The organism is Deltaproteobacteria bacterium, assembly GCA_026388545.1.
In the GTDB taxonomy this organism is placed as follows: domain Bacteria; phylum Desulfobacterota; class Syntrophia; order Syntrophales; family UBA2185; genus JAPLJS01.
On record JAPLJS010000056.1, the window covers coordinates 1 to 24,946 of the forward strand.

20 protein-coding genes are annotated in these 24,946 nt (G+C 47.4%); 12 read left to right on the forward strand and 8 right to left on the reverse strand.

Annotated elements, in window-relative coordinates; all coding sequences use genetic code 11:
• Nucleotides 1-65: 65 nt before the first annotated feature.
• The 4 genes from NTW12_06560 to NTW12_06575 all read right to left on the reverse strand — a co-directional run bounded on the left by NTW12_06560 (nt 66) and on the right by NTW12_06575 (nt 3,717).
• Entirely contained in the window at nt 66-452 is a 387-nt protein-coding gene (locus NTW12_06560; protein ID MCX5846004.1) for a metallopeptidase family protein, read from the reverse strand.
• Nucleotides 453-549: 97 nt separating this feature from the next.
• On the reverse strand, nt 550-2,613 hold the full coding sequence (locus NTW12_06565; GenBank protein MCX5846005.1) for an ABC-F family ATP-binding cassette domain-containing protein: 2,064 nt from the start codon (nt 2,611-2,613) through the stop codon (nt 550-552).
• 81 nt (nt 2,614-2,694) lie between these two features.
• Complete coding sequence (locus tag NTW12_06570; protein MCX5846006.1) at nt 2,695-3,267, reverse strand: lytic transglycosylase domain-containing protein; 573 nt, start codon at nt 3,265-3,267, stop codon at nt 2,695-2,697.
• Between the two features lie 249 nt (nt 3,268-3,516).
• Entirely contained in the window at nt 3,517-3,717 is a 201-nt protein-coding gene (locus tag NTW12_06575; GenBank protein ID MCX5846007.1) for a cold-shock protein, read from the reverse strand.
• Between the two features lie 449 nt (nt 3,718-4,166).
• Between NTW12_06575 and NTW12_06580 the strand changes: the two genes are divergently transcribed.
• A complete protein-coding gene (locus NTW12_06580) occupies nt 4,167-4,679 on the forward strand; it encodes a hypothetical protein (GenBank protein ID MCX5846008.1) in 513 nt (170 codons plus the stop codon).
• Nucleotides 4,680-4,752: 73 nt separating this feature from the next.
• Here the strand turns inward: NTW12_06580 and NTW12_06585 are convergent, their stop codons facing one another.
• Together NTW12_06585 and NTW12_06590 are read right to left on the reverse strand one after the other, a co-directional pair.
• A complete protein-coding gene (locus NTW12_06585; GenBank protein ID MCX5846009.1) occupies nt 4,753-5,187 on the reverse strand; it encodes a tetratricopeptide repeat protein in 435 nt (144 codons plus the stop codon).
• Between the two features lie 3 nt (nt 5,188-5,190).
• Complete coding sequence (locus NTW12_06590; GenBank protein ID MCX5846010.1) at nt 5,191-7,521, reverse strand: PBP1A family penicillin-binding protein; 2,331 nt, start codon at nt 7,519-7,521, stop codon at nt 5,191-5,193.
• Nucleotides 7,522-7,921: 400 nt separating this feature from the next.
• On the opposite strand from NTW12_06590, the gene NTW12_06595 reads away from it, so the two are divergent.
• The 3 genes from NTW12_06595 to NTW12_06605 all read left to right on the forward strand — a co-directional run bounded on the left by NTW12_06595 (nt 7,922) and on the right by NTW12_06605 (nt 12,544).
• The gene (locus tag NTW12_06595; protein ID MCX5846011.1) at nt 7,922-8,248 is read left to right on the forward strand and encodes a type II toxin-antitoxin system RelE/ParE family toxin; all 327 of its coding nucleotides are present in this window, start codon (nt 7,922-7,924) and stop codon (nt 8,246-8,248) included.
• Nucleotides 8,241-8,600, forward strand: a complete 360-nt coding sequence (locus NTW12_06600) for a helix-turn-helix transcriptional regulator (protein ID MCX5846012.1) — start codon at nt 8,241-8,243, stop codon at nt 8,598-8,600. The genes NTW12_06595 and NTW12_06600 overlap by 8 nt, the downstream gene beginning before the upstream one ends.
• Nucleotides 8,601-8,722: 122 nt before the next feature.
• Entirely contained in the window at nt 8,723-12,544 is a 3,822-nt protein-coding gene (locus tag NTW12_06605; GenBank protein MCX5846013.1) for an SIR2 family protein, read from the forward strand.
• Between the two features lie 233 nt (nt 12,545-12,777).
• Here the strand turns inward: NTW12_06605 and NTW12_06610 are convergent, their stop codons facing one another.
• Together NTW12_06610 and NTW12_06615 are read right to left on the reverse strand one after the other, a co-directional pair.
• Nucleotides 12,778-13,197: a PIN domain-containing protein gene (locus NTW12_06610; protein ID MCX5846014.1), complete on the reverse strand. Its 420-nt coding sequence runs from the start codon at nt 13,195-13,197 to the stop codon at nt 12,778-12,780.
• Complete coding sequence (locus NTW12_06615) at nt 13,194-13,394, reverse strand: type II toxin-antitoxin system VapB family antitoxin (GenBank protein MCX5846015.1); 201 nt, start codon at nt 13,392-13,394, stop codon at nt 13,194-13,196. Before NTW12_06615 ends, NTW12_06610 begins: the two co-directional genes overlap by 4 nt.
• Nucleotides 13,395-13,615: 221 nt before the next feature.
• On the opposite strand from NTW12_06615, the gene NTW12_06620 reads away from it, so the two are divergent.
• From NTW12_06620 to NTW12_06655, 8 genes are all read left to right on the forward strand, one after another.
• A complete protein-coding gene (locus NTW12_06620; GenBank protein ID MCX5846016.1) occupies nt 13,616-15,871 on the forward strand; it encodes a hypothetical protein in 2,256 nt (751 codons plus the stop codon).
• A gap of 229 nt (nt 15,872-16,100) precedes the next feature.
• On the forward strand, nt 16,101-17,066 hold the full coding sequence (locus NTW12_06625) for an MBL fold metallo-hydrolase (protein ID MCX5846017.1): 966 nt from the start codon (nt 16,101-16,103) through the stop codon (nt 17,064-17,066).
• 175 nt (nt 17,067-17,241) lie between these two features.
• Nucleotides 17,242-18,210, forward strand: a complete 969-nt coding sequence (meaB, locus tag NTW12_06630; GenBank protein ID MCX5846018.1) for a methylmalonyl Co-A mutase-associated GTPase MeaB — start codon at nt 17,242-17,244, stop codon at nt 18,208-18,210.
• A 286-nt stretch (nt 18,211-18,496) separates the two neighbouring features.
• Nucleotides 18,497-19,300: a hypothetical protein gene (locus NTW12_06635; GenBank protein MCX5846019.1), complete on the forward strand. Its 804-nt coding sequence runs from the start codon at nt 18,497-18,499 to the stop codon at nt 19,298-19,300.
• Nucleotides 19,301-19,319: 19 nt separating this feature from the next.
• Complete coding sequence (locus tag NTW12_06640) at nt 19,320-21,002, forward strand: methylmalonyl-CoA mutase family protein (protein MCX5846020.1); 1,683 nt, start codon at nt 19,320-19,322, stop codon at nt 21,000-21,002.
• 403 nt (nt 21,003-21,405) lie between these two features.
• On the forward strand, nt 21,406-22,545 hold the full coding sequence (locus NTW12_06645; protein ID MCX5846021.1) for a helix-turn-helix transcriptional regulator: 1,140 nt from the start codon (nt 21,406-21,408) through the stop codon (nt 22,543-22,545).
• A 267-nt stretch (nt 22,546-22,812) separates the two neighbouring features.
• A complete protein-coding gene (locus tag NTW12_06650) occupies nt 22,813-23,991 on the forward strand; it encodes a Xaa-Pro peptidase family protein (GenBank protein ID MCX5846022.1) in 1,179 nt (392 codons plus the stop codon).
• A gap of 77 nt (nt 23,992-24,068) precedes the next feature.
• Nucleotides 24,069-24,824 carry an enoyl-CoA hydratase/isomerase family protein gene (locus NTW12_06655; GenBank protein ID MCX5846023.1) on the forward strand — a complete coding sequence of 252 codons (756 nt, stop codon included), beginning with the start codon at nt 24,069-24,071 and terminating at the stop codon, nt 24,822-24,824.
• Nucleotides 24,825-24,946 lie beyond the last annotated feature (122 nt).

Sequence of the window (24,946 nt, forward strand, 5' to 3'; positions counted from 1 at the left end):
ATTGAGTGGCTTTCCAGGCGGTTGGAGATTTCTTCAACCGCCCTTTTTTTCCAATTGCTTTCCTGTCAACCGTATCCGAGTTCAGCAAGCCTTTCCTCAGTAATTCCAAGAAAATGCGCGATTTCATGCACCACGGTAATCCCGATCTGTTCTTCAAGTTCTTCTATCGTCTCGCACATCCTTTCCAAAGGATCCTGGAACAAAATAATCGTGTCCGGATAAAGAGGCGGATATACCTCGGAACGATCCATGAGCGATGTGCCCCTGTACATACCAAGTAAGGATTCACTCCGATAAAGGCCCATCTCCTCACGAACTTCCTTGGAAGGGCGCTTCTGAACGGAAATGAGAACATTTTTCAGATGACGGCGTATTTCCGATGGGATACGTCTGATCGCCCTTTTTACGACCCGATCAAACTCCATCTCGTTTAGTCTTAGTCTCTGTTTCATAGATATAATGTATCCGGAGTTATAAGGAAAAGGAAACTGGATTCCCGCTTTCGCGGGAATGACAATTTGAGAAGAAACCTGACTTGTTACGAAACCGTCAATGTTCAGTTTTGTCAATGTATGATAAAGAAACATTGTTTCCGGTCTCGTGGGCTTCCACTTTTCCGGTCAGATCGTCCCAGGAGGCGTACAGATTTTCAAGCTCCCTTGCCATATCAACAAGTTCCTGATTTAACTGCTTTATTTTCTGCGGTTCTTTGTGAATATCCGGTGCACAAAGGGTGCTTTCGTTCTCCGCCTTCTTTCCTTCCAGAGTGGCAATGCGTTCCTCCAGCGCCGCAAGTTCATTCTTTAAAGCCCTCGTGATCCGGGAAAGCCGGTTTCGTTCCTCTGCTTCCAGCCGCTTTTCCTCTTTTGTCTTAAAGACTCTCCGGCCAGGTATCGCACCCTGATCGCCGGGCGGAAGTTCGGCCACGGATGGCCGCCCGGTATCAGATGATCCCCCTGATTTCTGAGACGGCAGTTCGCCAGGCCCCTCCTGAACCGTTGAGGCCATTTCACTCCGCTTCTGGATAAAATAGGAATAGTTTCCATGATATTCGAAGCATTGACCGTCACGGATCTCGATCACCCGGTTAACGTGGCGGTCCAGGAAGAAGCGGTCATGGGAAACGATGACGACCGTCCCTGTATAGCTAAAGAGGGCATTCTGGAAAATGTCTTTCGTCTTCAAATCCAGATGATTGGTAGGTTCGTCAAGGATCAGCAGGTTGGAATCCTGGAGAAGGATTTTCAGCAGGGCCAGCCGGGACTTTTCCCCGCCGGAGAGGACGGCAATCTCCTTATAGATGTCATTCCCGGAGAAGAGAAAGGCGCCCAGGAGGTTTCGCTTTTCCTGGTCATTGCTGCGGGTTCCTGTCACATTTACCTCATCCCAGACGGTCCGGTTATAGTTGAGATTCTGGGCGCTTTCCTGGGAAAAGAAGGCCATGCTCACATTGAGTCCGAACGTCACCGTCCCGGAGGATGGCTCTTCCGTACCGCTCAGAATCCTGGACAGGGTGGATTTGCCTGCCCCGTTGACGCCGACCAGAGCGATTTTTTCACCCCGATGGATCGCCAGGTCAACGTCGTTGAAAACGTTTACGTCTCCGTAACTTTTGGAAACCTTCCGGACGGAGGCTACCTCCCTGCCGCTTTTCGGCGCTTCGGGAAACTGAAGATGAACCTGTTTTCCCTTCCGTTCAAGTTCAATGATTTCATAGCGTTCCATCATCTTAACGCGGCTTTGGACCTGCTTTGCCTTGGTGGCCTTATACCGGAACCGCTCAATAAATTCCTGCGTCTTTTTGATTTCCGCTCGCTGGAGGGCCATCTGTTTTTTCAGCACCTCCAGACGCCGTTCCTTTTCCGCAAGATAATAGGAGTAATTCCCCTTGTAGACGGTGAGGCGATGGTTCGACAGTTCCACCATCTGATTGACCATTTTATCAAGGAACACTCGGTCGTGGGCAATAGTGAGCAGGGTGCCGTGGTAATTTTTGAGATAGCTTTCCAGCCACTCCATGCTCTCCGTATCCAGGTGGTTGGTGGGTTCATCGAGGAGCATGATGTCCGGGGCGGACAAAAGTATCAGGGCAATCAGAATCCGCATCTTCCAGCCGCCGGAAAATTCAGTGCAGTTTTTGGAGAAATCCCTTTCACGGAACCCGAAGCCGTTCAGTATCTGTTTGGCCTTTGCTTCGAAGCGGTATCCCTCACTGGCCTGAAACCGGGCGGCGGTTGCCTCGTAAGCCTTAAGTATCTCATTATACTCGGAAGAATCCGGATCACACCGGGACATCCGGCCTTCATAATCCTTCAGTGATTGTTCGATAGAGGCTATGCCGCTCTTCTTCCTGAGATAATCCATCAGTGGGAAGGGTTCCAGCTCCACCAGGTCCTGTGGCAGATAACCGATTGTCCGGTTTTTCCGGTTTGGGATTTCAATAGCACCCTGGTCAAGGTCAACCATTCCCATAATTGCTTTGAACAGGGTGGTTTTCCCGGTGCCGTTGTCTCCTACCAGGCCGATCCGGCTTTTTTCCGGAATCATCAAGGTGATATTGTCAAAAATCCTGCGGTCGGCGAAGGCAAGCGTTATGTTGTTTAGATAAATCACGAATTAAATACCGAAATTGTCTCTCTTCAAGCGGGAAAGTATAAAGAAAAAGGGCGGGGGTGTCAATGTTTTGAATCAACGTTAGATAACAAGTTGTTTGACTCGTCTGATCTTCCATATATAGTCAATTGTTTCCGGGTTAAAGCCATTTATTAACCTGTTTTCCACTTCACCCGGGCCAAGATTATAGGCTGCCAAAGCCAAGTCTCGATCTTTGAATTTATTGAGCATTACTTTAAAATATTTTGTTCCGGCTTTAAGGTTATTAATTGGGTGCTCGATGTCATGAAAACCCATTTCCTCCCCGGTCGTTCGTTTAACGCCCATCAGGCCTATTGCGCCCTCACTTGATTCGGCCTCCTCATCCATTAAAGACTCAACAATAGCAATAGCTTTAATATCTTTTGGGCAAGCGTAATACTTTTTTGATATCTGCATGATATCACTGCCATATTTTTTCTCTACCATAGTAATCAATCTGCGAATCTGTTCGTCGCTCGCCCATAAAACAGATTTCACTATGGCTTGCTCTACTGTTTCGCTATAGGATTTATGGTATAAAGAGCTTTCTCCTCTTAATCTGTTGTCGTAGTGAGGAGCTATTAAGAAAATAATAGCGATAACCACAAAAAAAGATATTAAAGGTTTTTGCATGATTTATCCTCTTTTATGTGAAGTCATGACCGGGAGCGTAAACCACAAACCCCGTCTTGAAGGTGGGGGGAAGGGGCGCAATACAAAATAAAAATTTTCCTTACCGGGGAATTCCGCCTTTTAGGCAGGGAGTTTGACTTTCACAATTCAGGTTAAGCACATATAAGCGCATGTGGTTTATAAAAAAGGAAAAGGCACTCCGTCTATGGAAAACCACAGAGGAGTGCCTCTTTTGTAACGATTGTGAAACTATAGAGCTTTCACATTTTCTGCTGCCGGGCCCTTATTACCCTGCGTAACATCGAAGCTGACACGCTGGCCTTCAGCTAACGTCTTGAATCCGTCACCTTGTATGGCACTGTGATGAACAAACACATCCCCACCGTCATCCTTTTCGATGAACCCAAAACCTTTACGTTCATTAAACCACTTTACTTTACCTTCTGACATCGCTTTAATCCTCCTTTCTCAAATTTTCTTAAAGTCGGACTACAACTATGACAGAAAGAAAAAAACCACCGAGACCCTAAAAGAGCATGGTGGCCAACCTTTGCACTTCAACATGTCTGATCCAACTTTTACTGCACCCTATTGACCAACTATTACTATAGCTGAAGGGTATAACTAGTGGTGGTAATATAGTACGACCCAAACTTAATGTCAAGGTTTATTTAACTTTGCTTCCTGATATGCCTCACTTTCTCAATAATTTTAGTAATTTTCGTTGATACAAATGGGAATTTGTGAATTCCGTAACATAAATAATAACAAAATTTGTTGCGTCAGAAAATAGCTTCATGTAATCAGCATTTGACAGATTTCTTTTAAAAGCGTAGTTTTTTATGTAATGAATTGGGTAAAAAGATGTTCAGTCATCCATGCCGAGGGAGGAGGCCATTATGTCAGAAACAACAGCCAAGGAAGTGACGAACAGACACGAACGCCGCCTGGAGATAGCCCTTCAGGCTGTCCCATCAAAACTTGGGGTAACCGGGAGTAAGGAAATACCGTTCTGCAGAGCGATTCTTTCGATACGCAATACCGGCGATACGGCGGTGGAAGGTTTTGTATCGCATGCCACGCTGGCCCAGGAAGGCGGATCGGTACAAGGTGTAACCGAAGCCCTCTCACGATCCAAGACTGTGGAATCAATTCTGCCCGGAAATGCAGTTGAGTGGGACGTGTACGATCTATTAATCGCCGGTCACCCGGGTGTGGCCAGCAAGGTGCACCTCTGGGGTTACAAGGCAATTTTGAACTGGTGGTACACTTTGGCCGTATGGGCGGAATACCAGTCTTCGGACTCTGCCACTCCTCTACAAACTCCGGTCTCTCGATGGAAGCTGCGCTGGATCACTGCAAAGCCGACATTGGAAGAGGTCGATCTATCTATTGAACCTGTAGCGGACTAAAACCGCCTGAAATGTGAATGTTTTTCACCTTCATAGAGCACGCGGCGGACTTGCCGATCCTCCCTAAACAATGTCACCGGGTGCGCACTTTAAGCCTCTCGCGTTGGTCGTAAACCCGCTGTGACCATTCACGGTCTCCCGCCAGATACATCTCCGCCAGTCGATTCCACTCTCTGGCCTGTTTAAAATTACCTTTCTTAAGCCAGGCTTCTGCAAGGAAATAGTAATTTTTCCCGTTCGAGGCATGGATACTGACAGCCCGCTCTAGAACACTGATTGCATCATCGACCTTACCCCTTTCGAGGAGCATCTGTCCCTGTTCCGTCAAATGAAGGGACGCCACTTCCCGAGGGCGGGGCTTTGCCTCGGGCAATTCCTTTTTTTCTATTGTCGTCTCCGGGGTTGTGGCCTGCGGATGTTTCTGCGGCGCCGGAACAATCGCGGCACAGCCTGACAGGAAAAGAAAAAATAAATACAATACCCCTTTTTGAATCGTCTTGCTGTTCATCTCCTACTTCCTCCATACCTTCTTCCACCACTTCTTCCACGTTCCGCCGGAATAAATCTGGTGCTCAGGAATTTTACAGTATTCGGCAGGTATATTGTCGGTCAGGAAGACCTCTTCCATCGGCTCAGGACATTTTGATTCGATAGCTAACTGCCCGCTTTGCGAGCAGATTTTTCTCTTAACAACGCCGGGAGGCACCATAAACCAATCACCCGATATGTACTGCGGTATGGAACTCACGAGATCAGCCCAAATCGGCAGTGAGGCAACAGCTCCTTCCACGAATACGCTCTCCCCGTTATCGAATCCCACCCATACCAGCACCAAAATATCCGGTGTATACCCGACGAACCAGGCATCACGGTAATCGTTCGTTGTTCCCGTCTTTCCTGCGACGGGAAAAGAAATTCCCATGTTTTTAAGGGATTTTCCCGTCCCTTCTGTCACCACACTTCTGAGCATATCGCTCATGACATACGCTTTTTCCGGGGAGATTATGTTCTGAATGGTCATGTGCCTTCGTTCCAGGACATTCCCACTTTCATCCACAACGGCCTTCAGGGACAGGGGATAAGGCTCCAGGCCGTCGGAAGCAAAAGTACAGTAAGCCCTTGCCAGTTCGAGGGGAATGACTTCATAGGCCCCCAGTGCGAGAGAGGGCTGCGGTTTTACGGGCGTTGAAAACTCAAAGACTTTTGCCGTGTTCACAATCCGGTCCAGACCGACTTTCATGGCAAGATCGACGGTAGCCAGGTTATCCGATCGTGCCAGGGCATCTCTCATTCTGACCCCCTTTTCGGAAACGGGCCCCTTATTCTGCGGCGTCCACACCTTCCCGTCAACTTCATACTGTTTCGGAGTATTGGACAGGAGCGTCGCCGGTGTAAACTGATCAAGGCCGGTCAGGTAAACGAAGGGTTTGAACGCGCTCCCCGGTTGCCGGCGCGCCTGGACAGCCCTGTTAAACTGGCTTGTACCGTAATTCCGGCCGCCAACCATGGCAAGGATATATCCCGTCTTCGGCTGCATCACGATGACGGCGCCCTGGAGATTCTGCTCGGGATTGGAACGCTTCAGGGATGGATAGGTCTTTTCCAGACGGGCCAATCCCCTTTCAAGGGCCTTCTCTGCAGCCTCCTGAACCTGCGTATCCAGTGTCGTGTAGACGGACAGCCCGAGTGAAGTAAGGACTTCAGCAGAGTACAGGGAAGGAAGCTGTTTTGAGAGGTAATCGACAAAATAGGGGGCTTTTTTTCCATATGCCGTAAAACCAACCGGCTTAAGCAGCTCCGCAAGGGCGCTTTCCATCTGCTCCGGGGAAATGTAGCCGAGCTTTGCCATGTCGCGGAGAACCTTGTCCCTTTGATCTCTGCACTTTGTATCATTCACATAAGGAGAATAGAGACCGGGGCTTTTGATAAGCCCCGCAATCGTCGCTGCCTCAGCCAGGGAGAGACTTTCAACGGGCTTTCCAAAATAGAAGAAAGAGGCTTCACCGACACCGTTGATCGATACGGATCCCTTCTGGCCTAAGTAAATTTCATTCAGGTATATCTCAAGGAGTTCATTTTTCTTATACATGACCTCCATGGTGAGCGCCATGAGTAGTTCCTTGCTTTTCCTGGCAAACGTTCTTTCCGGCGTCAGGAAGTAACTCTTGGCCAGTTGCTGGGTCAGCGTCGATCCCCCCTGCCGGATCGTCCCGTGTCGTATATTGACGTACAGGGCCCGAAGAATGGACTGGAGATTAAACCCGTGATGTTCGTAGAATCGATTATCTTCCGCGGTTACAACGGCGTGAATGAGATATGCAGGAACGCGATCGATGGAAACGAGCTGTCTCTGTTGCCTTTCGGGACCGAAAAACAGCATGATTTTTTCCGGCTCCAGTTCAAGGAGAGGCAAATTTTCATTACTATCCTGACGGGTGATGCTCTCAATTTCCTGATTCCGTAACGCAATTTTTACGGGAAAGCCATCCCGCTTTTTGGCCGGCATTTCCAGGTCATGGAGAAACAATTCAACAGCCGATTCCACAATCCGCATTTCACCACTCTTTCCCGGCACATGCGTAACATCCCGGTATTCGAGACGATGCAGTTTATTGACAAAGAGGGTCCGGTTGACCCACTGCCCCGGAAAGAGCAGGGTAGTATCTGAAAAGACTTTTGACGGTATACTCCATCTTCTCGCCGAGAAACGTTTATCGATCAAAAAGGAAATGTACAGGCAATAAAGTACTACGCCTGTAGCGATAATAACAAAACAAATGCTGAGGAAAAGGACGATCCGTTTTTTTGTTATTTTTGAAAAGATTCTTTGTTTCCTTTTCATTTTCCTCTTTCAAACAAAAGTGACGCCTCAAACAAAGTTGCATTCCCCTTCCCGGCGGGATGGATAAGCGGAGGGGGATTATACAGACTTTGGGAATTATTCTTGCCGTAAGTGGTCAGTTTATACCCCCCATGACCCTATTTTACCAGTCCAAAATGATCAGTGTGAAATTGTCTGGAAATCCCCGGAGTGAGAGGACACCAGGATATCGATTTCTTTCCGACTTCGCCTGAACAATGGCCTGAATGACCAATGATCGGAACCGATTTAAGGTTCATCCGGTTGATGCGTACTTATTCCTGTGAGAGAGTATTCAGTAATTTTTATAGAAATGCTTTCTTTCAAACGGTTATGAAAAATTGCCATTGACATATGTTAGCATATATGCTAACCAACAGCCATGAGTTATTCCATCGTCTACTTCCATTCACGGGTTAAAGCTGAAATCGAAAGCTGGTCTGACGGCATATTAGCCGATTATGCACGGATCGTGGAGTTGTTGATGGAGTTCGGGCCGAATTTGCGCATGCCGCATTCACGTGCTATCGGTGGCGGTCTTTTCGAATTGAGGCCCCGAGGTCGCGAAGGCATCGGACGGGTGTTCTACTGTTTTGTCATCGGCCAACGTGTCGTAATGCTTCATGCGTTTATCAAGAAAACACCGGACACGCCAGAGCGGGAACTGAAGATATCCCGGAAAAGGATGAAGGAGGTACAGAATGGATGAATTAAAATACGAACCTGTTTCCCACGACCATAAGGCATTTCTCAAGAATGCCCAAAAACGGAAAGGATTCAGCAAGGCATATAATGATCTGGAAGAAGAATATACTCTTGTCCGCGAGATGTTGTCGGCACGTTCAAAGTCCGGTCTCACCCAAGAGGCGGTTGCGGAGTTGATGGGAACGACTAAAAGTGCTGTTTCACGCTTGGAATCTGCTGGAAAGCATGCACCATCCCTGACAACCCTGAAAAAATATGCCCACGCTGTTGGCTGCCATCTGAAAATCAAGTTCATACCTAAATCCGGTTCAACAAATCATGCAACCAGAAGTGCAAAAAAGCAGCGATCCGGTTAGCCCGCGATCAGCAGATTGCTATCCTTAAGTATAATGGTGTCAGGCTTTAAATTTGAAAATTAAATATCAAGTATCAAGTCTGACTCTACTACCTTCTTTTTTAAAAATGTGGGGCTGAAAAAATGAGATTTGTAGCCACTGGACCATCAATTCCTGATGATCTTCTTGTTGCAAGAGATGAGGGGAGAGTCGTTTTTATTTGTGGGGCGGGGGTATCTCGGGCACGTGCCAGTCTACCCGATTTTACCCAATTGACGCGTCATGTCATTGAAACGTTAGGTGTGACAGCTCAGGATCCCGCACGAAGGCTCCTCGATGCTGCAGAAGAATTGGATAGGATCACGGGGGCGGCTGGGATCATATCTGCCGACAGAGTATTTGGGCTTCTGGAACGAGACTTTTCCGTCCGAGATATTGAACGAGCTGTTGCAAAGGCACTTAAACCAAGCGCAGCGCCAGATCTTTCTGCACACCGGATCATGCTGGATTTGGCAAAACTGCCGGACGGTCGAGTCAGAATTGTTACGACGAACTTCGATCTCCTTTTCGAAGCCTGTGATTCCACCTTGCCATGTTGCCGCCCTCCTCGCTTGCCGGATCCCCTGCGTGATGACGAATTCGAGGGGATAATTCATCTGCATGGACGTGTTGACAGCATGTATCAATGTGCCGAAGGAGACGGCTTTGTCCTATCCAGCGCAGGTTTTGGACGCGCTTACCTCGCTGAAGGATGGGCAACTTCTTTTATCAGATCAATCATAGATCAATATATTGTTGTTTTTGTAGGGTATGCTGCCGATGATCCTCCAGTGCATTACCTACTGGAAGCACTGAATAGCTATAAAAAATCTTTGGCGGGGGTATATGCCTTTCAGGCAGGCAACGCGGGAGATGCCGAAGCCAAATGGAAGCAAAAAGGAGCATATCCCATTGCATATGACGAAGCGGATAATCATAAGGCCCTTTGGGATACCTTCGCAGCGTGGGCAGAAAGGGCAAAAGACCCGAATGTATGGTTCGAGAAAATCATTGCCATGGCAAGGAAAGGTCCTGAGGATCTCTCACCCCACGAAAGAGGTCAAGTCGCTCACATTGTTTCTACATCTGAAGGGGCAAGGAGGTTTTCCAACGCGGATGATCCACCCCCAGCAGAATGGTTGTGCGCTTTTGATCCAGCCATCCGCTACATGACTCCAGGTCATCTGAATATTTATGGTGAGGATCGGCAATATTTTGATCCTTTTTATGATGCCTACAGGCTTGATGATGATACACCACCACCCAGACTCGATCCACAGAACCACTTTGCCAGAAGAGAGTTTCCTTTCGGTGAATGGGATGCTTTTACGACTACCAAGTCAGATCTCAAAAACCTCCAAGACGATCATTATGCAGCACTGCGGGGACACTGGGCAATAAATGTACCCCGATTGCCATCACGCCTGGAGCATTTGAGCGTATGGATCAGCAAGATTTGTCATCAACCGGCGGCCGCATGGTGGGCTACCGGGCAATCTGGCGTACATCATGCTCTTCAGGATCTAATCCATTCACAATTAGTGAAACATGAGAAGGACGCTTGCCCTCCCGAAGTTCGCAAGGCCTGGCGCTATATTCTCGAAGCGTGGAGGTCGCGGCAAAGAGATGCAGACCTTGATTGGCATCAATTAAAAACTTCTATTGATCGGGATGGATGGACAAGCGCCGCAGTCAAAGAATTTGCTTTGATCAGACGGCCCTATCTCACTATTGATGAGAGACCCCGATGGAATGGTCCAAAACCACCCAGGGGTAAAGAGGATATTCAGTGCAACGAAATGGTCAGCGTAAGTGTTAAATATCCCAAGCCTTATGGTGATGCCGAAATTCCCGATAAATTTCTCTTGGCCGCTGTCCGAGAATTCCGACGCAATTTAGAGCATGCGGTCTACCTTGAGCAGGAAATTGGTAGATATGGTTTCCACCATCTTTCACCGATTGAACCTGACTTAAGTACCGAGGGAGACGCATATGAAAGAACCCATGGCATATCAAGTAGCTTACTGCATTACGTTACTCTTTTTAAAAGACTTCTCGAAAAAGATCCGCGCGCTGCCAAGCAGGAATACATGGCATGGTGGAGTGGTGAAGAGGCGGTTTTTGACCATTTGAGGATCTGGATCGTGGGTGAACCCCGTATCTGCAATGGGAAAGAAGCCGGTGAAGTGCTCACTAATTTAAGCATACGTTCGTTTTGGGAAAGATGCCATCAAAGGGATTTGCTGCTCGTCCTGGAAAAACGATGGAATGATTTTCCAAAGGCAACGAGAACGCGGCTTGAAAGACGATTGCTGCAAGGACCATCGTCTTGGGGATCAGAAGGAAAGAAAGAGTACATCGATAGACGGGCTAGGACAATATTAGACCGGCTTCATTGGCTGGCAGATCACGGCTGCCGATTCAGTTTTGACCTAAGTGGGAAAAGCGAGAAACTCCGAAAACAAGCACCCGAGTGGCAGCCGCAGTATGCGGAAAAGGCAGCTAATTCAATGGAAGGACGCGGCGGGTGGATCAAGAAAGAAACGGGATACTCCGCTCTCCTTACCGAACCTCCAGAGACGCTTCTTCAAAAGGCAAAGGAACTTAGTGGCACGGATTTTGACAGATTAAGGGAGAATGATCCCTTTGCCGGATTGTCGGCCGAGAGGCCGGAACTTGCCCTTGCCGCGCTTGTCAGTAACGCGGGCCGCAACGATTATCCCGAATGGGCATGGCGGACATTCCTATACGCAGAGGCTCGGAAAAAGGACTCTACGGACTTTTCAGCGCAGATTGGTAGCAATATTTTAAAAATGCCGGATGATGTAATCTGCGGCATCATTTCACCCGTTTCAGAATGGCTTTTAAATGCCAGCAAGGGTCTTTTGGCAACGCAACAGGAGCGATTCTGGCAGATATGGGAGCGGTTAATTGCCGTCATTAAATCAAAGCCGGCAAGCGCACCCTCGAACATCGTACGGCAGAAGAACGATCCTGATTTTGCCACGGAGGGCCTGAATGCTCCGGTTGGCAAACTGGCCCAGGCATTGATGAATGATCCGGCGATAGATAATTTGGGTAAGAAGAAAAGCCTGCCGTCGTTTTGGAAGAGACGCGTCGAAGAATTGCTTCATTTGGAGGGGAACCTGCACCGGCATGCCCTTGTAATGTTCATCCATTCTCTGGGATGGTTCTATGCGAGGGATTCTCGTTGGACACGGATGAACCTGCTTCCCTTTCTCAATAGCGATGCCGATGATCAAAAGGCCTTCTGGTCGGGGTTCTTCTGGAACCCGCGAATCTCTTTTAAGCTGTTCGAAGCCCTGAAATCTTTCATGATTCGTCTTATATCCAATAAGACAATCGAGAAACAAGGCCATCTACAGGCTTTATCCGGTATTCTTTTAGCCTTTTGGTGGAACAAGTTCCCCAGGACAGGCGAGCGTCTTATTACAAATGCCGAAATGAGAGATATCCTCCTCAAGGCTGATGACAATCTCCGGGTCCAAATCTTATGGCAATCCAAAAACTGGCTTACAGGGAAGAAAGCAGACAAAGCAAATTTATCTACATTCCTTACGGAAGTATGGCCGAGACATAAGAAGGCAAAGGGCTCTCGGGTTTCTACTGCCCTTTGTGAACTGGCATTCACAGATGCCGACACCTTCGGAAGCCTTGCCGACATAATCCTCCCGCTGGTATCTAAGACTGATAAACAAGGTCTATTCATATACGAGCTTAATAAATCTAAACTTATTGACCTGCATCCGGAAAAAGTTCTGGCGCTTCTATTTGCTGTTCTGCCTGACAATACCTCTGAATGGCCCTATGGAACGGGGGATACGCTTAAACGGATTGGTGAAGTAAATCCATCTCTTTTGAAAGATAAAAGATTGATTGAATTAAGAAAGCGCTGGAGTTCTTGATAATAAAATGAATTCAACAACTTATCTGCTATTTTATCAAGTAAAGATTGTCATAAACACGACAACCCTTAAACACGGATAAAATAGGGGAATTCTGGGGACATAACACTATCTCTATTGACATACCTATAATATCTTGAGCCGATCCGCCATGGCGCGTATTTTAAGAATTGGGATATTTTCTGGGGACATAAAATCTAATTATTTTACCATGACTTTATTGCACCAGAACATCAGTTCCCCCGTGGCTTGTAAAGGATAATCGGTAGGAGTTTTACATAAAGAAGGAAGTCTTGGTCCAATGTGAAAATTGGCAGACCGGCGCCTGCGGCGACGGAACAGATAAGAAAATCGATCTGGGAGCCCTGGATGCCCGATTGGCGGCATGTATTGAAGAATGCTGCCGCCCTGTCATAATCCTCCCGGGAAATGGGGAGATCTTCAAAAGCATGCAGATGTTCTTTTAAGGTGTCAAATTGAGCTTTCGTCGAGATACCGGAGAGTAACTCCTGCCGAATGGGTCCTATGATGGCTACCCGAACCTCATTGATCAGTTCCCGGAGTTCGGAAACAAGGACTCGATCTTCCCCCGAAATCTCACCGGCTCTTCTCAAGGCTAAAGACCATATTGACGTATCAACAAGAACCTTCATTCACGCGATCTCGTTTTTTTATAGTCATAGTCCGGTGCGTAATCAACGTTACCGAAAAGGGAAGTTATCTGTAATTGTTTTCTTCTCTGAATATACTCATGAAGGGCTTCCGTTACGACATCTTTTTTCGTTTTTTTACCCCCGATGGCTTGCGCCTCCACGATCAGCTTGTCGTCAATAGCGAGATTTGTAGCCATAGTTCACCTCCGCACAATACATTACACATTGCAGTGTGTAATGTCAAGGGATTTAGTGATGTCTCTTCGAAATACAGGGATCACTTCCCCTTGTATAGTTACTATTTTACGTCGTAATCAACAGCAATCTATTGCGGTCATTTGTTGTTGACATAGATACATCTCTTCCCTATACTTCTTTAGCGACAAGGTTATTTCCTATCAAAAAAAGGAGTCCCTTTATGTCCAACCGCCCATCTTCTCAGCAAACGCCGACTCATACATGGAGATTCTTACGTGCCGGCGGATTTGACCAGGTACATCTGTCAACAGGAGCCGATCTCATGGCCCTCGATCAGCTCGACCCGAAACTCTGGGTCGCACTGAGTTGCCCTACCCGGGGCGTTGAGTTCGATACCATAACGCTCGGCCTGATTGACACCGACCATGATGGAAGGATTCGCGTTCCGGAAATCATCGCCGCAACCAAATGGGCGGTCTCTCTCCTGAAAAACCCGGACGAACTTCTGAAATCCTCATCTTCCTTGGCGTTGGACGCTATTAACACTGCTGCACCGGAAGGCAGGCAATTGTTAGCATCAGCCAGGCAGATACTGACGAACCTCGGCAAACCGGATGCATCAACAATCAGCATTGAAGATACGGCTGATACCGAAAAGATCTTCGCAGAGACCCATTTTAACGGCGATGGAATTATCCCGGCTGAAGCCGCCGATGATGAAGCGGTAAGGGTGGTTATTAATGACATCATAACGTGTCTGGGCGCTGAGACGGACCGCAGCGGTAAACCAGGCATAGATCAGGCCAAATGTGATATGTTTTTCGCGGAACTGCAAGCCTACTCCGATTGGTGGGCGGTGGCGGAGAGTGACGCGGCAAATCTCCTGCCGATGGGTGATGCCACTATTGACGCCGCCGCAATTCTGAATTCAGTTAAAGCCAAAGTAGACGATTATTTCGCCCGCTGCCGGCTTGCGGCATTCGATCCACGGGCCCTTGAGGCGCTGAATCGTCAGGAGTCCGAGTATCTTGAAATTGCCGCGAAGGATATGGAAATTACGGCCCCTGAAGTCTCCGGCTTCCCCCTTTCGCGCATCGAAGCCGGCAAACCCCTGCCATTAAAAGAAGATCTCAACCCGGCATGGGCAGATACCATCGCGCGGCTTCAGTCTGCGGTCATCCAGCCTCTGCTTGGCGACACGTCCATGCTTACTGAAAGGCAATGGTCCGCTATAAAAGACCGTTTTACAGGGTTTGACGGCTGGAGTGGCAGTAAAGCCGGAACAATCGTCGAAACACTCGGCATGAAGCGCGTCCGTGAAATCTTAGCCGGTGCGGGCAAAAATGCCGTCACCGCGCTGATTGAAAAGGATAAGTCTCTGGAATCAGAAGCAAATACTATTGCCGATGTTGACCGGCTCGTCCGCTATAACCGGGATCTCTATAAACTGCTGAACAATTTTGTTTCATTCCATGATTTCTATGGCCGCAAGGACAAAGCGATATTCCAGGCCGGCACTTTGTACCTCGATCAACGCAGTTGCGACCTGTGCATACACGTTGACGATATGGGCAAGCATGCATCACTGGCTCATCTGAGCAGGATTTTCCTGGCCTATTGTGACCTCACACGCCAGGACACCGATGAAAAGATGACCATCGCCGCGGCATTCACAGACGGCGATTCGGATAACCTCATGGTCGGCCGCAACGGCATCTTTTACGACCGCAAGGGCCGGGACTGGCATGCAACTATTGTTAAGATCGTCGACAACCCAATCAGTATCCGTCAGGCCTTCTGGTCCCCTTATAAGCGTGTAATCCGTTTTATTGGAGAGCAGGTGGCCAAACGCGCTGCGGCAGCCGACGCCGCCGCCACCGACAAGGTCATGACATCCTCCATTACCGCGGGTAAAAAGGCTGTCTCCGGAGCGGCGCCTGCAGCAAAACCCAAAATCGACATCGGGGTGGTCGCCGCCCTCGGTGTTGCCGTCGGCGGCATTACTGCGGCCCTGGGCATGTTCCTTCAGGCGTTTTTCGGCCTCGGTTTCTGGATGCCGGTGGGCATTGCTGTCCTCCTGCTCCTGATATCGGGCCCATCGATGATCATTGCCTGGCTTAAACTAAGGCAACGCAATCTTTGCCCCATCCTTGACGCCAACGGCTGGGCAATAAATACCCGCGCCCGCATTAACATCCCCTTCGGCAGTTCACTTACCGCCATAGCCAGCCCTCCGCCCGGCTCGCGCCGCGACCTGATTGACCCTTATGCCGAGAGCAAGACCGGTCGTAACAAGGTTGTTGCGCTTATAGTGATCCTTGCCGTCCTCTGGGGTTTATGGAATTTCGGCGTCTTTGAAAAAGCCATACCCGATGTCTTGCCTAAATCCGAATGGGTCCAAAAGCACGAGGCCGAAGCAAAAGCCAAGACTGCCGTTGATACCATCGTACCGGCTGCACCGGCGCCGGCAAAATAAAAAGGACGTTCCCTTTTTATATAAACCCACCCAATCCCTGAGTAAATCAAACCCATTTTGTAAGTATGTTAACGTTCAAAATTAATCGTTTCCAGGAGGAATCGGCGTCTCCGGTATGGTTAACATCGCTAACTCTTTTAATCACGCCGGTCGACGCATTAGGTCATGTGTTACTATTCGTTAAAAATTTTAACCGTACCTAAATTTCTATTTAGTAAAGGAGATTAAAATGATTCAAAATGAAAGAAGCGAAGATTTGTACAGTGAAGTTCGGGAACGCACGTTAGAAATGTCTGATAAATTCCCGATAGCCTTGGCGGATAATTTCTGGGTTCTGGGTAATTATTATTTTAATCTCTATCTTGTAAAAGGCAAGAATGCCTCGGCTCTTATCGAGGTGGGCGTTTCAGCAGTCGTGGATTCAGTCATCATGCAACTGGATTCATTGAATATTTCTCCTCAATATATTGTCGTAACTCACCCACATGCTGATCATGTCACCGGCCTGGGAGGACTCCGTGAGAAGTTCCCGGAAGCCATGCTGGTAGCGGGAAAGGGAGCGAAGGAGTTTCTCACTCACCCCAAAGCGTTGCCCGTTTTGATGAAGGAAGACCGATTCATGTCAGGTATGTTGTCACATATTGGAAACAGACCAGGGCGTTCACCGGTAACAGAATTTTTCTTTCCCGAAATTCACGTTGCCGTAAAGGATGAATATGAGATCGACCTGGGAGATATTGTACTGAGATGCATAAAAGTAGGAGGACATTCTCCGGGGAATATCGTCGTCCATATATCGAACATTGACGCATTAATTTTATCAGACTCTCTGGGATTTCATTACCCCGGACGGGGATTTTTACCCCTCTTCTTGTGCGATTTTATTGAGTACTTACACACCATCAATCGCATGAAGTCACTCAAACCGAAGATTTTGGGCCTCGGCCATCAGGGCCCTATAATCGGTTCACATGTAGAGAGCGCTTTCAGGGACGCCCGTCAAGCGGCGCTGAAAATGTTGTCCAGGGTAATGGAAGAACGAGAAGACAATGATATAATCTCGAACGAAATTTTCAGGGAGTGTTACAGAGATGAATTCACCGTATATAGTGAGGAAAATATCAGAAATGTTGCCCAGCTATTGGTTCGAAGGAGCAGGGAGACGATCAGCTTGGGTGTGAACCCCTCCCCGTAGAGTTGCGTCCGTCTTTAGCCGTCCTCTATCACAGGATTTATTGATTTATGCTTTTAGTATATTCATCCAAAATATGTTTGCCATGTTTCTTAAGCTTCAGGCTAAGAGTCCTCCTCAGTTATAAAAGAGTTTCTACCAGAAGAAGTAGTGCCTCAGCATAAAATAGGACTAAATCATGGAAAGGTCAAAAAAGATCAGAGAAGGAGATGTCCGTGCCGCCTCTCGCCTCATAAGGAATATTGAAGATAATACTCCCGAAGCGCGGCAGGTCATCAAGGAGATTTTCCGTCATACAGGTAATGCTCATGTTGTGGGAATTACCGGATCTCCGGGAGCGGGGAAAAGCACACTGGTGGATGGCATCATCGAATGGAACCGCAGGCTCGGAAAAACTGTAGGCGTTCTTGCCATCGATCCCACCAGCCCCTTTACCGGAGGTGCAATTCTAGGTGACAGAATTCGCATGCAACGGCATGCAGAGGATCCGGGGGTTTTTGTGAGAAGCATGGCTACACGCGGCGCAACGGGAGGACTTTCGAATGCAGTCGGCGAGGCGATCCATGTCTTGGAAGCCATGGGGAAAGAACTCATACTTGTGGAAACGGTGGGTGCGGGTCAGCAAGAAGTAAAGATCATGAATTATGCCCATACGATTTTGCTCGTCCTCGTTCCCGGAATGGGCGACGAAATTCAGGTTCTCAAAGCCGGCATCATGGAGATTGCCGACATCTTTGTCATCAACAAGGCAGACCGTGATGGAACAAATAAGCTTCAGAGGGAATTGATGACCATTCTTGACATGTCGCCAATCAAGTCAGGCCAATGGCGACCCCCGATTCTTACTGTTGAGAATGTCTTCGAACCAGAGAAGTTCCGAAAGGGCATTGAAGATGTGTCAACCACGATCCGGGATCATTACCAGTATCTCGTCCACAACAATACGATCGTCGATCGTATACGTCGTCGATCATTTCATGAATTAAACGATGCCCTTGCTTCATGCATTCTTGACCCAATCTTAAACCAACTAATTATGGAAGGCGAGATGGACCGCATGATCGATAAACTGCTTAAAAGTGAAACGGACCCTGTCACTCTCGCTGAGGAGGTAGCTGGAAAATACCTGCAAATCACTGCTGATTAGATTAACTCTCATATTAGGGTAACGAATTGGCTGAGGAGATCTTCAGGGAATATTATAAGGATGAATTCACGTTATATAGTGAAGAAAATATCAGAAGCGTTGCCCAGCTGTTGGTTCGCAGAGGCCGCGAGACCCTCATAACCCGGCGCATTACCCAATGATCCCTTGTTCGTGGAGAAGGCATGTATGAATTTTGAACGTTCGCCAGAGCTAACAGCCTTAAAATATTAATCACCTTTTATCCTGCATGTGTGTTATTATTCTTTCAACGAGCGATATCATATCAATGGTAATAGCCATTTTCTTGGACTGTGCCGTGACAGAGAACAATTCACCGCGGACAAATATCTACCATATAACCTACTCCCGGGAATATGGTATATGTTGTCTATTCTTCTGGGGATGCAATTTGAGCTGCCGGCTCTGCCTTCTTAAAAAGGAGGCTTTTGATTGTCACCTTCCCGAAACCCGCTTCCGGATCTATGACCATGGCTACAAGAGTAAAAGGCCTGACCGCTTTTTGTCGCTCCATCAGCTCCATGAACTCCTCAACCCTCTACCGTTAAAGCAGATCATCCTCATGGGAGCGGAGCCCATGTGCGATCCTCTTCTTCCGGTGATTCTGGACTCCCTGAAAAAGCATAGAAGCTGCTCCTTCCTTCTTCTCACAAACGGCAAGATTCTTCCGCCGCTGATGCTCCTGGACGAGATCATTTTCAGCATCAAGGCCGTCACGCCCTCCCTGCATCGAGATTATACAAACGATGATAACGAGATCATCCTGAAGAACTTCATCGAGATCGCCTCATGTAAATTCCTATTGCTACATACGGAGACAGTTTTTATTCCCGGCTACGTCGATGAGGAAGAAATTTTGCGGATCGCCGCCTTCATCGCTTCCGTGGACCGATCCATCCCCTTCAGAATAGATGCCTATCTGCCCATCCAGGGTCTGCCCTGGCGTGTTCCCACGCCCGAAGAAATACAAGCATTGGCGTATAGAACAAAGCAAGTTCTTCCAAATACCACCTGCTTTTATGGTGACAAAGGAAAGACGGAGCTGGCTTATGAAATCGAAAGAATTTTTTGAGACAAGGGGCGATTGACCCATGTACTTTGCAAAAGAATTATTGGATCAATCAAGCAGTCTACAGAAAAAGTGGGAAGATGAGGTTCGGAAACGTGTTTCCAAAGACCACGACGAAAAATCTCATTGGACGACCATTTCTGGCTTAGAGATCAAGAGGCTTTATACTCCTGAGGATATAAAAGGCATAGACTTTGTCCGTGATATCGGGTACCCGGGACAGTTTCCGTTCCTGCGCGGAAATCAAGTGACAGGCTATCGAGGGAAATACTGGACTTACAGGATGTTGTCCGGGATGGGCACTGCCGAGGAAACCAACAGACGATGGCATAAGTTTCTCAAGGAGGGGCAAACAGGTCTCAGCATTCCTTTCGATTTTCCAACTCTAATGGGTTACGATACAGACTCGCCAAAGGCCCGTGGAGAATGTGGAAAATGCGGTGTTGCCGTCGATACCCTGCAAGATTTTTTAACCCTTCTCGATGGAATTCCCATGGACAAGGTGACAACCGCCATGACCATCAATCCGCCTGCCACTGTCATCTGGGCCATGTATTGCGCTGTTGCTGATTTGAAAGGTATCCCGTTGACCAAAGTATCCGGAACCATTCAGAACGACATGCTCAAGGAATTCATTGCACAGAAGACCTTGATGTGTCCCCTCGATCCATCAGTTAAACTTGTCTGTGATGCTGTGGAATTTGGTGTGAAGTACGTCCCGAATTGGAACACTATTTCCATCAGCGGGTACCACATCAGGGAGGCAGGCTCCACGGCGGTTCAGGAACTTGCTTTCACCTTGCGTGACGGAATAGAATATGTTGATGCTGTAATCCGAAGAAAGGGACTCGAAGTTGATTCATTTGCATCGAGACTTTCCTTCTTCTTCAACTCCCAAATTGACTTCTTTGAAGAAATTGCGAAGCTTCGGGCAGCAAGGAGGATGTGGGCAAGGATTATGCGTGACCGCTTCAAAGCCAGGAAGCCCCGGTCTTGGTGGATGCGTTTCCACACACAGACCGCGGGCTGCTCTCTCACTGCCCAGCAGCCTTACAATAACCTTGTCCGAACAGCACTGGAAGCCCTGGCGGCTGTCCTTGGAGGAACCCAGTCTCTCCATACAAATTCGTTGTGCGAGGTTCTTAGTCTTCCCTCTGACCATGACTTGCAGCTTGCTCTCCGGACCCAGCAGATCATCGCAGAGGAAACAGGGGTGGCCAATACAATTGATCCGCTTGCCGGTTCCTATTTTGTAGAAGCACTCACAAATGAATTGGAACAGCAGGCCTGGGACTACATCTACAGGATCGACAGGATGGGCGGCATGGTAGTCGCTATCGAAAAGGGTTTCCCACAGTTGGAGATAGCTGATGCAGCTTACAAGTTCCAAAGGCAGATTGATGCTGGCGAAAAAATTATGATTGGGGTGAATAAATATAATTCAAATGGGAAAATATCCATAAAACCCGTTGAGGTGGAGGATACTCTGGAAATCGAGCAGATAAAACGTTTAAACATGGTTCGAAGGAAGCGGAACAATAAAGCTGTGAAAAAATGTCTCAAGAATCTCAAAAATGCCTGCGAGAAGGGCAAGAATGTCATGCCCTACTGTATAGAGGCAGTGAAAGACCTTACAACCATCCAGGAGATTTGCGATATATACCGTGAGGTCTACGGCGAGTATCCTGATCCAGGTTACTATTGATAATGCCTTCTATTTTACTGTATACTTTAAAATCAATAACTCACGATCTTGGCTGCTTTCTATGTGATGAATGCGCAATATCTGAAAAGCGCCTTTTTCGAATATGTTGTAAGATTGCTTCGCTTCTCCCGTAATGAAGACATGATTATTTTTCAAACGTCTTATAGTGATTAAAATGATTAAGACAGTCAGAAGACATGATCGCGATTTCCCACCTCATCCTGAAATCAATAAGATACCTGACAGGAAGTTAGATCATGAAAACAAAAGACTACCCATTCCAATAAGCCCCTTGATCCATTCTGCGTTACGAGCTATTTATGCAGGTGGTCCAAAAAGCATGTGGGAGTCTGACCTATATGGTCGCCCATTATACAAATATGAATCAAGGGCTGGGCATATAATGTTCTTTTTTGCACCACCACCCGATTTCGGGAATCGTTTTCATCATTCCATAGCGCTCTACTATACACCCCGCCTCAGTTTCATCTATTCCGGGAGTCTGAGAAATGCTGTACAAAATCTATCAGTTGAGACTGCAGATGTATTCTTGATTCTGATGTCACGTATTGCAGAACTACAGGATCCTAAAAGGGGAATTGCCAGGATCAGTCTTGAAGATATTGCTCAATTACGCGGCGTTCGTGTCCGACATGGCAGCACACAGAATCTCTATGATGATTTTAAGCAAGAGGTATTGCGACTTGCTGATATGCGTCTGACCATGTCCTGGAGTGATTACAAAACAGGTGGAGAGGTTACATTCGGTAAAGACCGTCCGGACAGGCTCTTAGATATACTGGATATAGAATACAAGCATGAAGGGCAGAAGTGGACATCTTTTCGTTTTCGTTGCGGACAGGCACTGTCTCATTTCCTCGACCCTGAGGGACTTTTCTGGATCGGGTATTACAGCAAGTCTCTGTTACACCTCAGTCCTTACCATGATGCCTTGACGAAAAAACTGGGGACCTACTGGATCATCGTCGGTACTGTTGCCGGAAAAAAAGGAATGATTGCCCGTGCTACACCGAAGACTATTTTAGATTTTTGCGGTGAAGAGATAAACTGGAGGCACCCCGGACAGACTGTTGATACATTTATCGAAGCCCATCAGCGCCTCGAAGACTTAGGTGTGATAGAAAGTATTCCAGTCTTAGAACCAATGGCGCGCAGCAGGGGGTACTTTAAAGATTGGCTTAATACAGCACTTACCGTGAAATTATCAGAAGACCTCTGGCGGATAGCCGATGCCAAGGAAAGAGCTAAATTGCCGCTTCGGCGGAAAAGACCGGTTTCTAAGAAAAAATACAGGCAGGAATCTCCCTCTCGTGATATTCCGAAAACCGCAGAATCTCTGATGGCTAATCAAGCGATCATCAGGCAATTCAGGGCTGATTACTACTTTCGTCAGGAAGAACTGGCCAAAGCACTGGACGTGACAAGGCAAACCCTCTCCAACTATGAGCGGGGATTGCATCCCTTGCCTGAAGATAAAGCCATCATGATTCTAAAGATATGGCAACGGAAGGCACTGGAGTAACCTCCGATGTCAATCAAACTTTTTCGATACATCGCCCATCCACTTTACATAAACCCACCCAATCCCCGAGTAAATCAAACCCATTTTGTAAGTATGTTAACGTTCAAAATTAATCATTTCCAGGAGGAGTCGGCGTCTCCCCTATGGTTAACATTGCTAATTATATTTAATCATCCTGGTTAGCGTATTCGGTTGTTGATAAAATACAGTGAAAATTATTAACGAGGCAGGCATACTTGGGTTCTTATTGAAAAGGAGGTGTCGTTTATGAACCGAGAAAACCGAATTAAAATCCTGCAAGATAGAATCGGAGAACAAGAGTTAGGGGGAGTTCTGCTCTTCTATTCCCGGGATATATTGTACTACACAGGCACGGCACAGCCATCATATCTGGTTGTTTTGCCTGACGATTATTTCTTATTTGTCAGGAGCGGTTTTGAATTCGCTATGGACGACGTCTTTGTCAACAAAGAGAACATTCGAGAAGAACGTCGTCTGGGAAATATATTCAAAGAAATGTTCTCCGGGCGGGAATTGGGAAGTAAAAGGGTCGGCGCCGAATTGGATATTGTAACCGTAGAACAGTTCAAGGAGATGGAAAAGATATTTTCCGGTTATGAATTTGTAAATGTATCTCCCCTCGTCCTGGAACAGAGAAAGAGGAAGGATGCCTCTGAGATAGAAAAAATCAGGAAATCTTGTGATGCAATTCACCGGGGCCATGAAGCGGTTCTTGCTACTCTGAAGGAAGGGATCACTGAACTTGAACTTGCCGCCGCCGTTGAAAACGCTCATCGACTTGCAGGGCATGAAGGGATTTTCTTCATCCGGCAACCCGATTTCTTCATGAGTAGAGGACCAATTTCGTCGGGACCAAACCTGTTCAAGATCAGCGGTGTTGTTTACACCATCACCGGTGTGGGGCTAAGTTCATCCGTGCCTGCGGGTCCCTCACTGCGGAAGATAGTACGAGGGGATACTGTCATCGTTGATATCCCCACACTGGTTGAAGGATATCACGCGGACCAGACGAGAACATATTGCCTGGGAAAGGCCTCTCCTGAGATTAAATCCATGTTTAACGATCTGGTGACCATTGCTGATCACCTCATCCATCATATCAAGCCTGGAATGAAGTGCAGTGAAATCTATAGAATTGCTATTGAAAAGACGAAAGAACTCGGAAGATCAGATCATTTTCAAAATTTCGGTAAAGGGAAAAAGTCCCGGCTTATCGGTCATGGGATCGGCCTGGAACTGAACGAACCTCCCATACCTTCAGAGTATGACCATACCGAAGTCGGCGAGAATTATGTTATCGCGTTGGATATTCACATGATGGATGAGGCTGCCGGGGTTGTGAAGCTGGAAGATATGATTCTCATTAAGGAAAAGGGGAATGAAATATTAACAAGGAGCCCCCGGCGGCTCTTCGAGATACCATAAACACATAGAGTCGGTTTTTGAGAGTGATGAGCCCGTAAACCATTAACAAGTAAAAAACGTAATGGAAGGATGGTGAAATGATGCAGTATGTACAGTATGTAAATGATCAGGGAATCGTTACGGTCACACTAAGCAGAGGGAAAGTGAATGCCCTTAATGAAACAGTGATTGATGAAATGGCCAACTGTTTGAAGGCCCTTGCCGACGATGCCGAAGTAAGTGCTATTATCCTTACAGGGACAGGAAAATTTTTTACTTTTGGTTTTGATATTCCGGAGTTTCTGCGCTACCCAAAAGAATCATTTATCCGATATCTCACCAAGTTCACGGATTTCACTACGTACCTGTTCGTGTATCCAAAACCGGTCGTTGCGGCGCTCAACGGCCACACCATCGCGGGAGGCTGTATGCTCGCCATCGCCTGCGATTACAGGATCATGGTTGCCGGGAAGGCAAAGATTGCTCTCAATGAAATCAACTTCAACTCGTCCTTGTTTGCGGGAAGTATTGAGATGATGAAACTGTTACTGGGACAGAAGAACGCGGAAAGGGCAGTATATACCGGGACAATGTATTCGGCAGAGGAAGCATACCGGATGGGACTGATTGATCAAATCTCATCAGAAGTTGATTTGGAGGCGGAAGCGAAAAAAATCGCTGGTCAATACGCTGAAAAAGACGGGGTCGCGTTCAAGAGCATCAAGAAACTTCTCAGAGGTCCTATCGCAGAAGAGATCATGAAAAGAGAAAGAGGCTCCATTCTCGAATTCATCGATATATGGTACTCGGAGAGCACATGGAAAAACCTGCAAGCGAAAAACATACATTCTTGATGTGCGCCCGCAGGATTTTACCGGAAACGAAGATCATCTGTTAGCCTCAGGCCATTGAGGAAAATAGAAGGCATTATCAGTAGTACCCTGGATCAGGATATTCGCCGTAGACCTCACGGTAT

Excerpts from the sequence above, each read along its gene's own strand:
- NTW12_06560 (MCX5846004.1), bottom strand. The coding sequence starts at position 452 with ATGAAACAGAGACTAAGACTAAACGAGATGGAGTTTGATCGGGTCGTA.
- NTW12_06570 (MCX5846006.1), bottom strand. The coding sequence starts at position 3,267 with ATGCAAAAACCTTTAATATCTTTTTTTGTGGTTATCGCTATTATTTTC.
- NTW12_06575 (MCX5846007.1), bottom strand. The coding sequence starts at position 3,717 with ATGTCAGAAGGTAAAGTAAAGTGGTTTAATGAACGTAAAGGTTTTGGG.
- NTW12_06580 (MCX5846008.1), top strand. The coding sequence starts at position 4,167 with ATGTCAGAAACAACAGCCAAGGAAGTGACGAACAGACACGAACGCCGC.
- NTW12_06585 (MCX5846009.1), bottom strand. The coding sequence starts at position 5,187 with ATGAACAGCAAGACGATTCAAAAAGGGGTATTGTATTTATTTTTTCTT.
- NTW12_06590 (MCX5846010.1), bottom strand. The coding sequence starts at position 7,521 with ATGAAAAGGAAACAAAGAATCTTTTCAAAAATAACAAAAAAACGGATC.
- NTW12_06595 (MCX5846011.1), top strand. The coding sequence starts at position 7,922 with ATGAGTTATTCCATCGTCTACTTCCATTCACGGGTTAAAGCTGAAATC.
- NTW12_06600 (MCX5846012.1), top strand. The coding sequence starts at position 8,241 with ATGGATGAATTAAAATACGAACCTGTTTCCCACGACCATAAGGCATTT.
- NTW12_06605 (MCX5846013.1), top strand. The coding sequence starts at position 8,723 with ATGAGATTTGTAGCCACTGGACCATCAATTCCTGATGATCTTCTTGTT.
- NTW12_06610 (MCX5846014.1), bottom strand. The coding sequence starts at position 13,197 with ATGAAGGTTCTTGTTGATACGTCAATATGGTCTTTAGCCTTGAGAAGA.
- NTW12_06615 (MCX5846015.1), bottom strand. The coding sequence starts at position 13,394 with ATGGCTACAAATCTCGCTATTGACGACAAGCTGATCGTGGAGGCGCAA.
- NTW12_06620 (MCX5846016.1), top strand. The coding sequence starts at position 13,616 with ATGTCCAACCGCCCATCTTCTCAGCAAACGCCGACTCATACATGGAGA.
- NTW12_06625 (MCX5846017.1), top strand. The coding sequence starts at position 16,101 with ATGATTCAAAATGAAAGAAGCGAAGATTTGTACAGTGAAGTTCGGGAA.
- meaB (MCX5846018.1), top strand. The coding sequence starts at position 17,242 with ATGGAAAGGTCAAAAAAGATCAGAGAAGGAGATGTCCGTGCCGCCTCT.
- NTW12_06635 (MCX5846019.1), top strand. The coding sequence starts at position 18,497 with ATGGTAATAGCCATTTTCTTGGACTGTGCCGTGACAGAGAACAATTCA.
- NTW12_06640 (MCX5846020.1), top strand. The coding sequence starts at position 19,320 with ATGTACTTTGCAAAAGAATTATTGGATCAATCAAGCAGTCTACAGAAA.
- NTW12_06645 (MCX5846021.1), top strand. The coding sequence starts at position 21,406 with ATGTTCTTTTTTGCACCACCACCCGATTTCGGGAATCGTTTTCATCAT.
- NTW12_06650 (MCX5846022.1), top strand. The coding sequence starts at position 22,813 with ATGAACCGAGAAAACCGAATTAAAATCCTGCAAGATAGAATCGGAGAA.
- NTW12_06655 (MCX5846023.1), top strand. The coding sequence starts at position 24,069 with ATGATGCAGTATGTACAGTATGTAAATGATCAGGGAATCGTTACGGTC.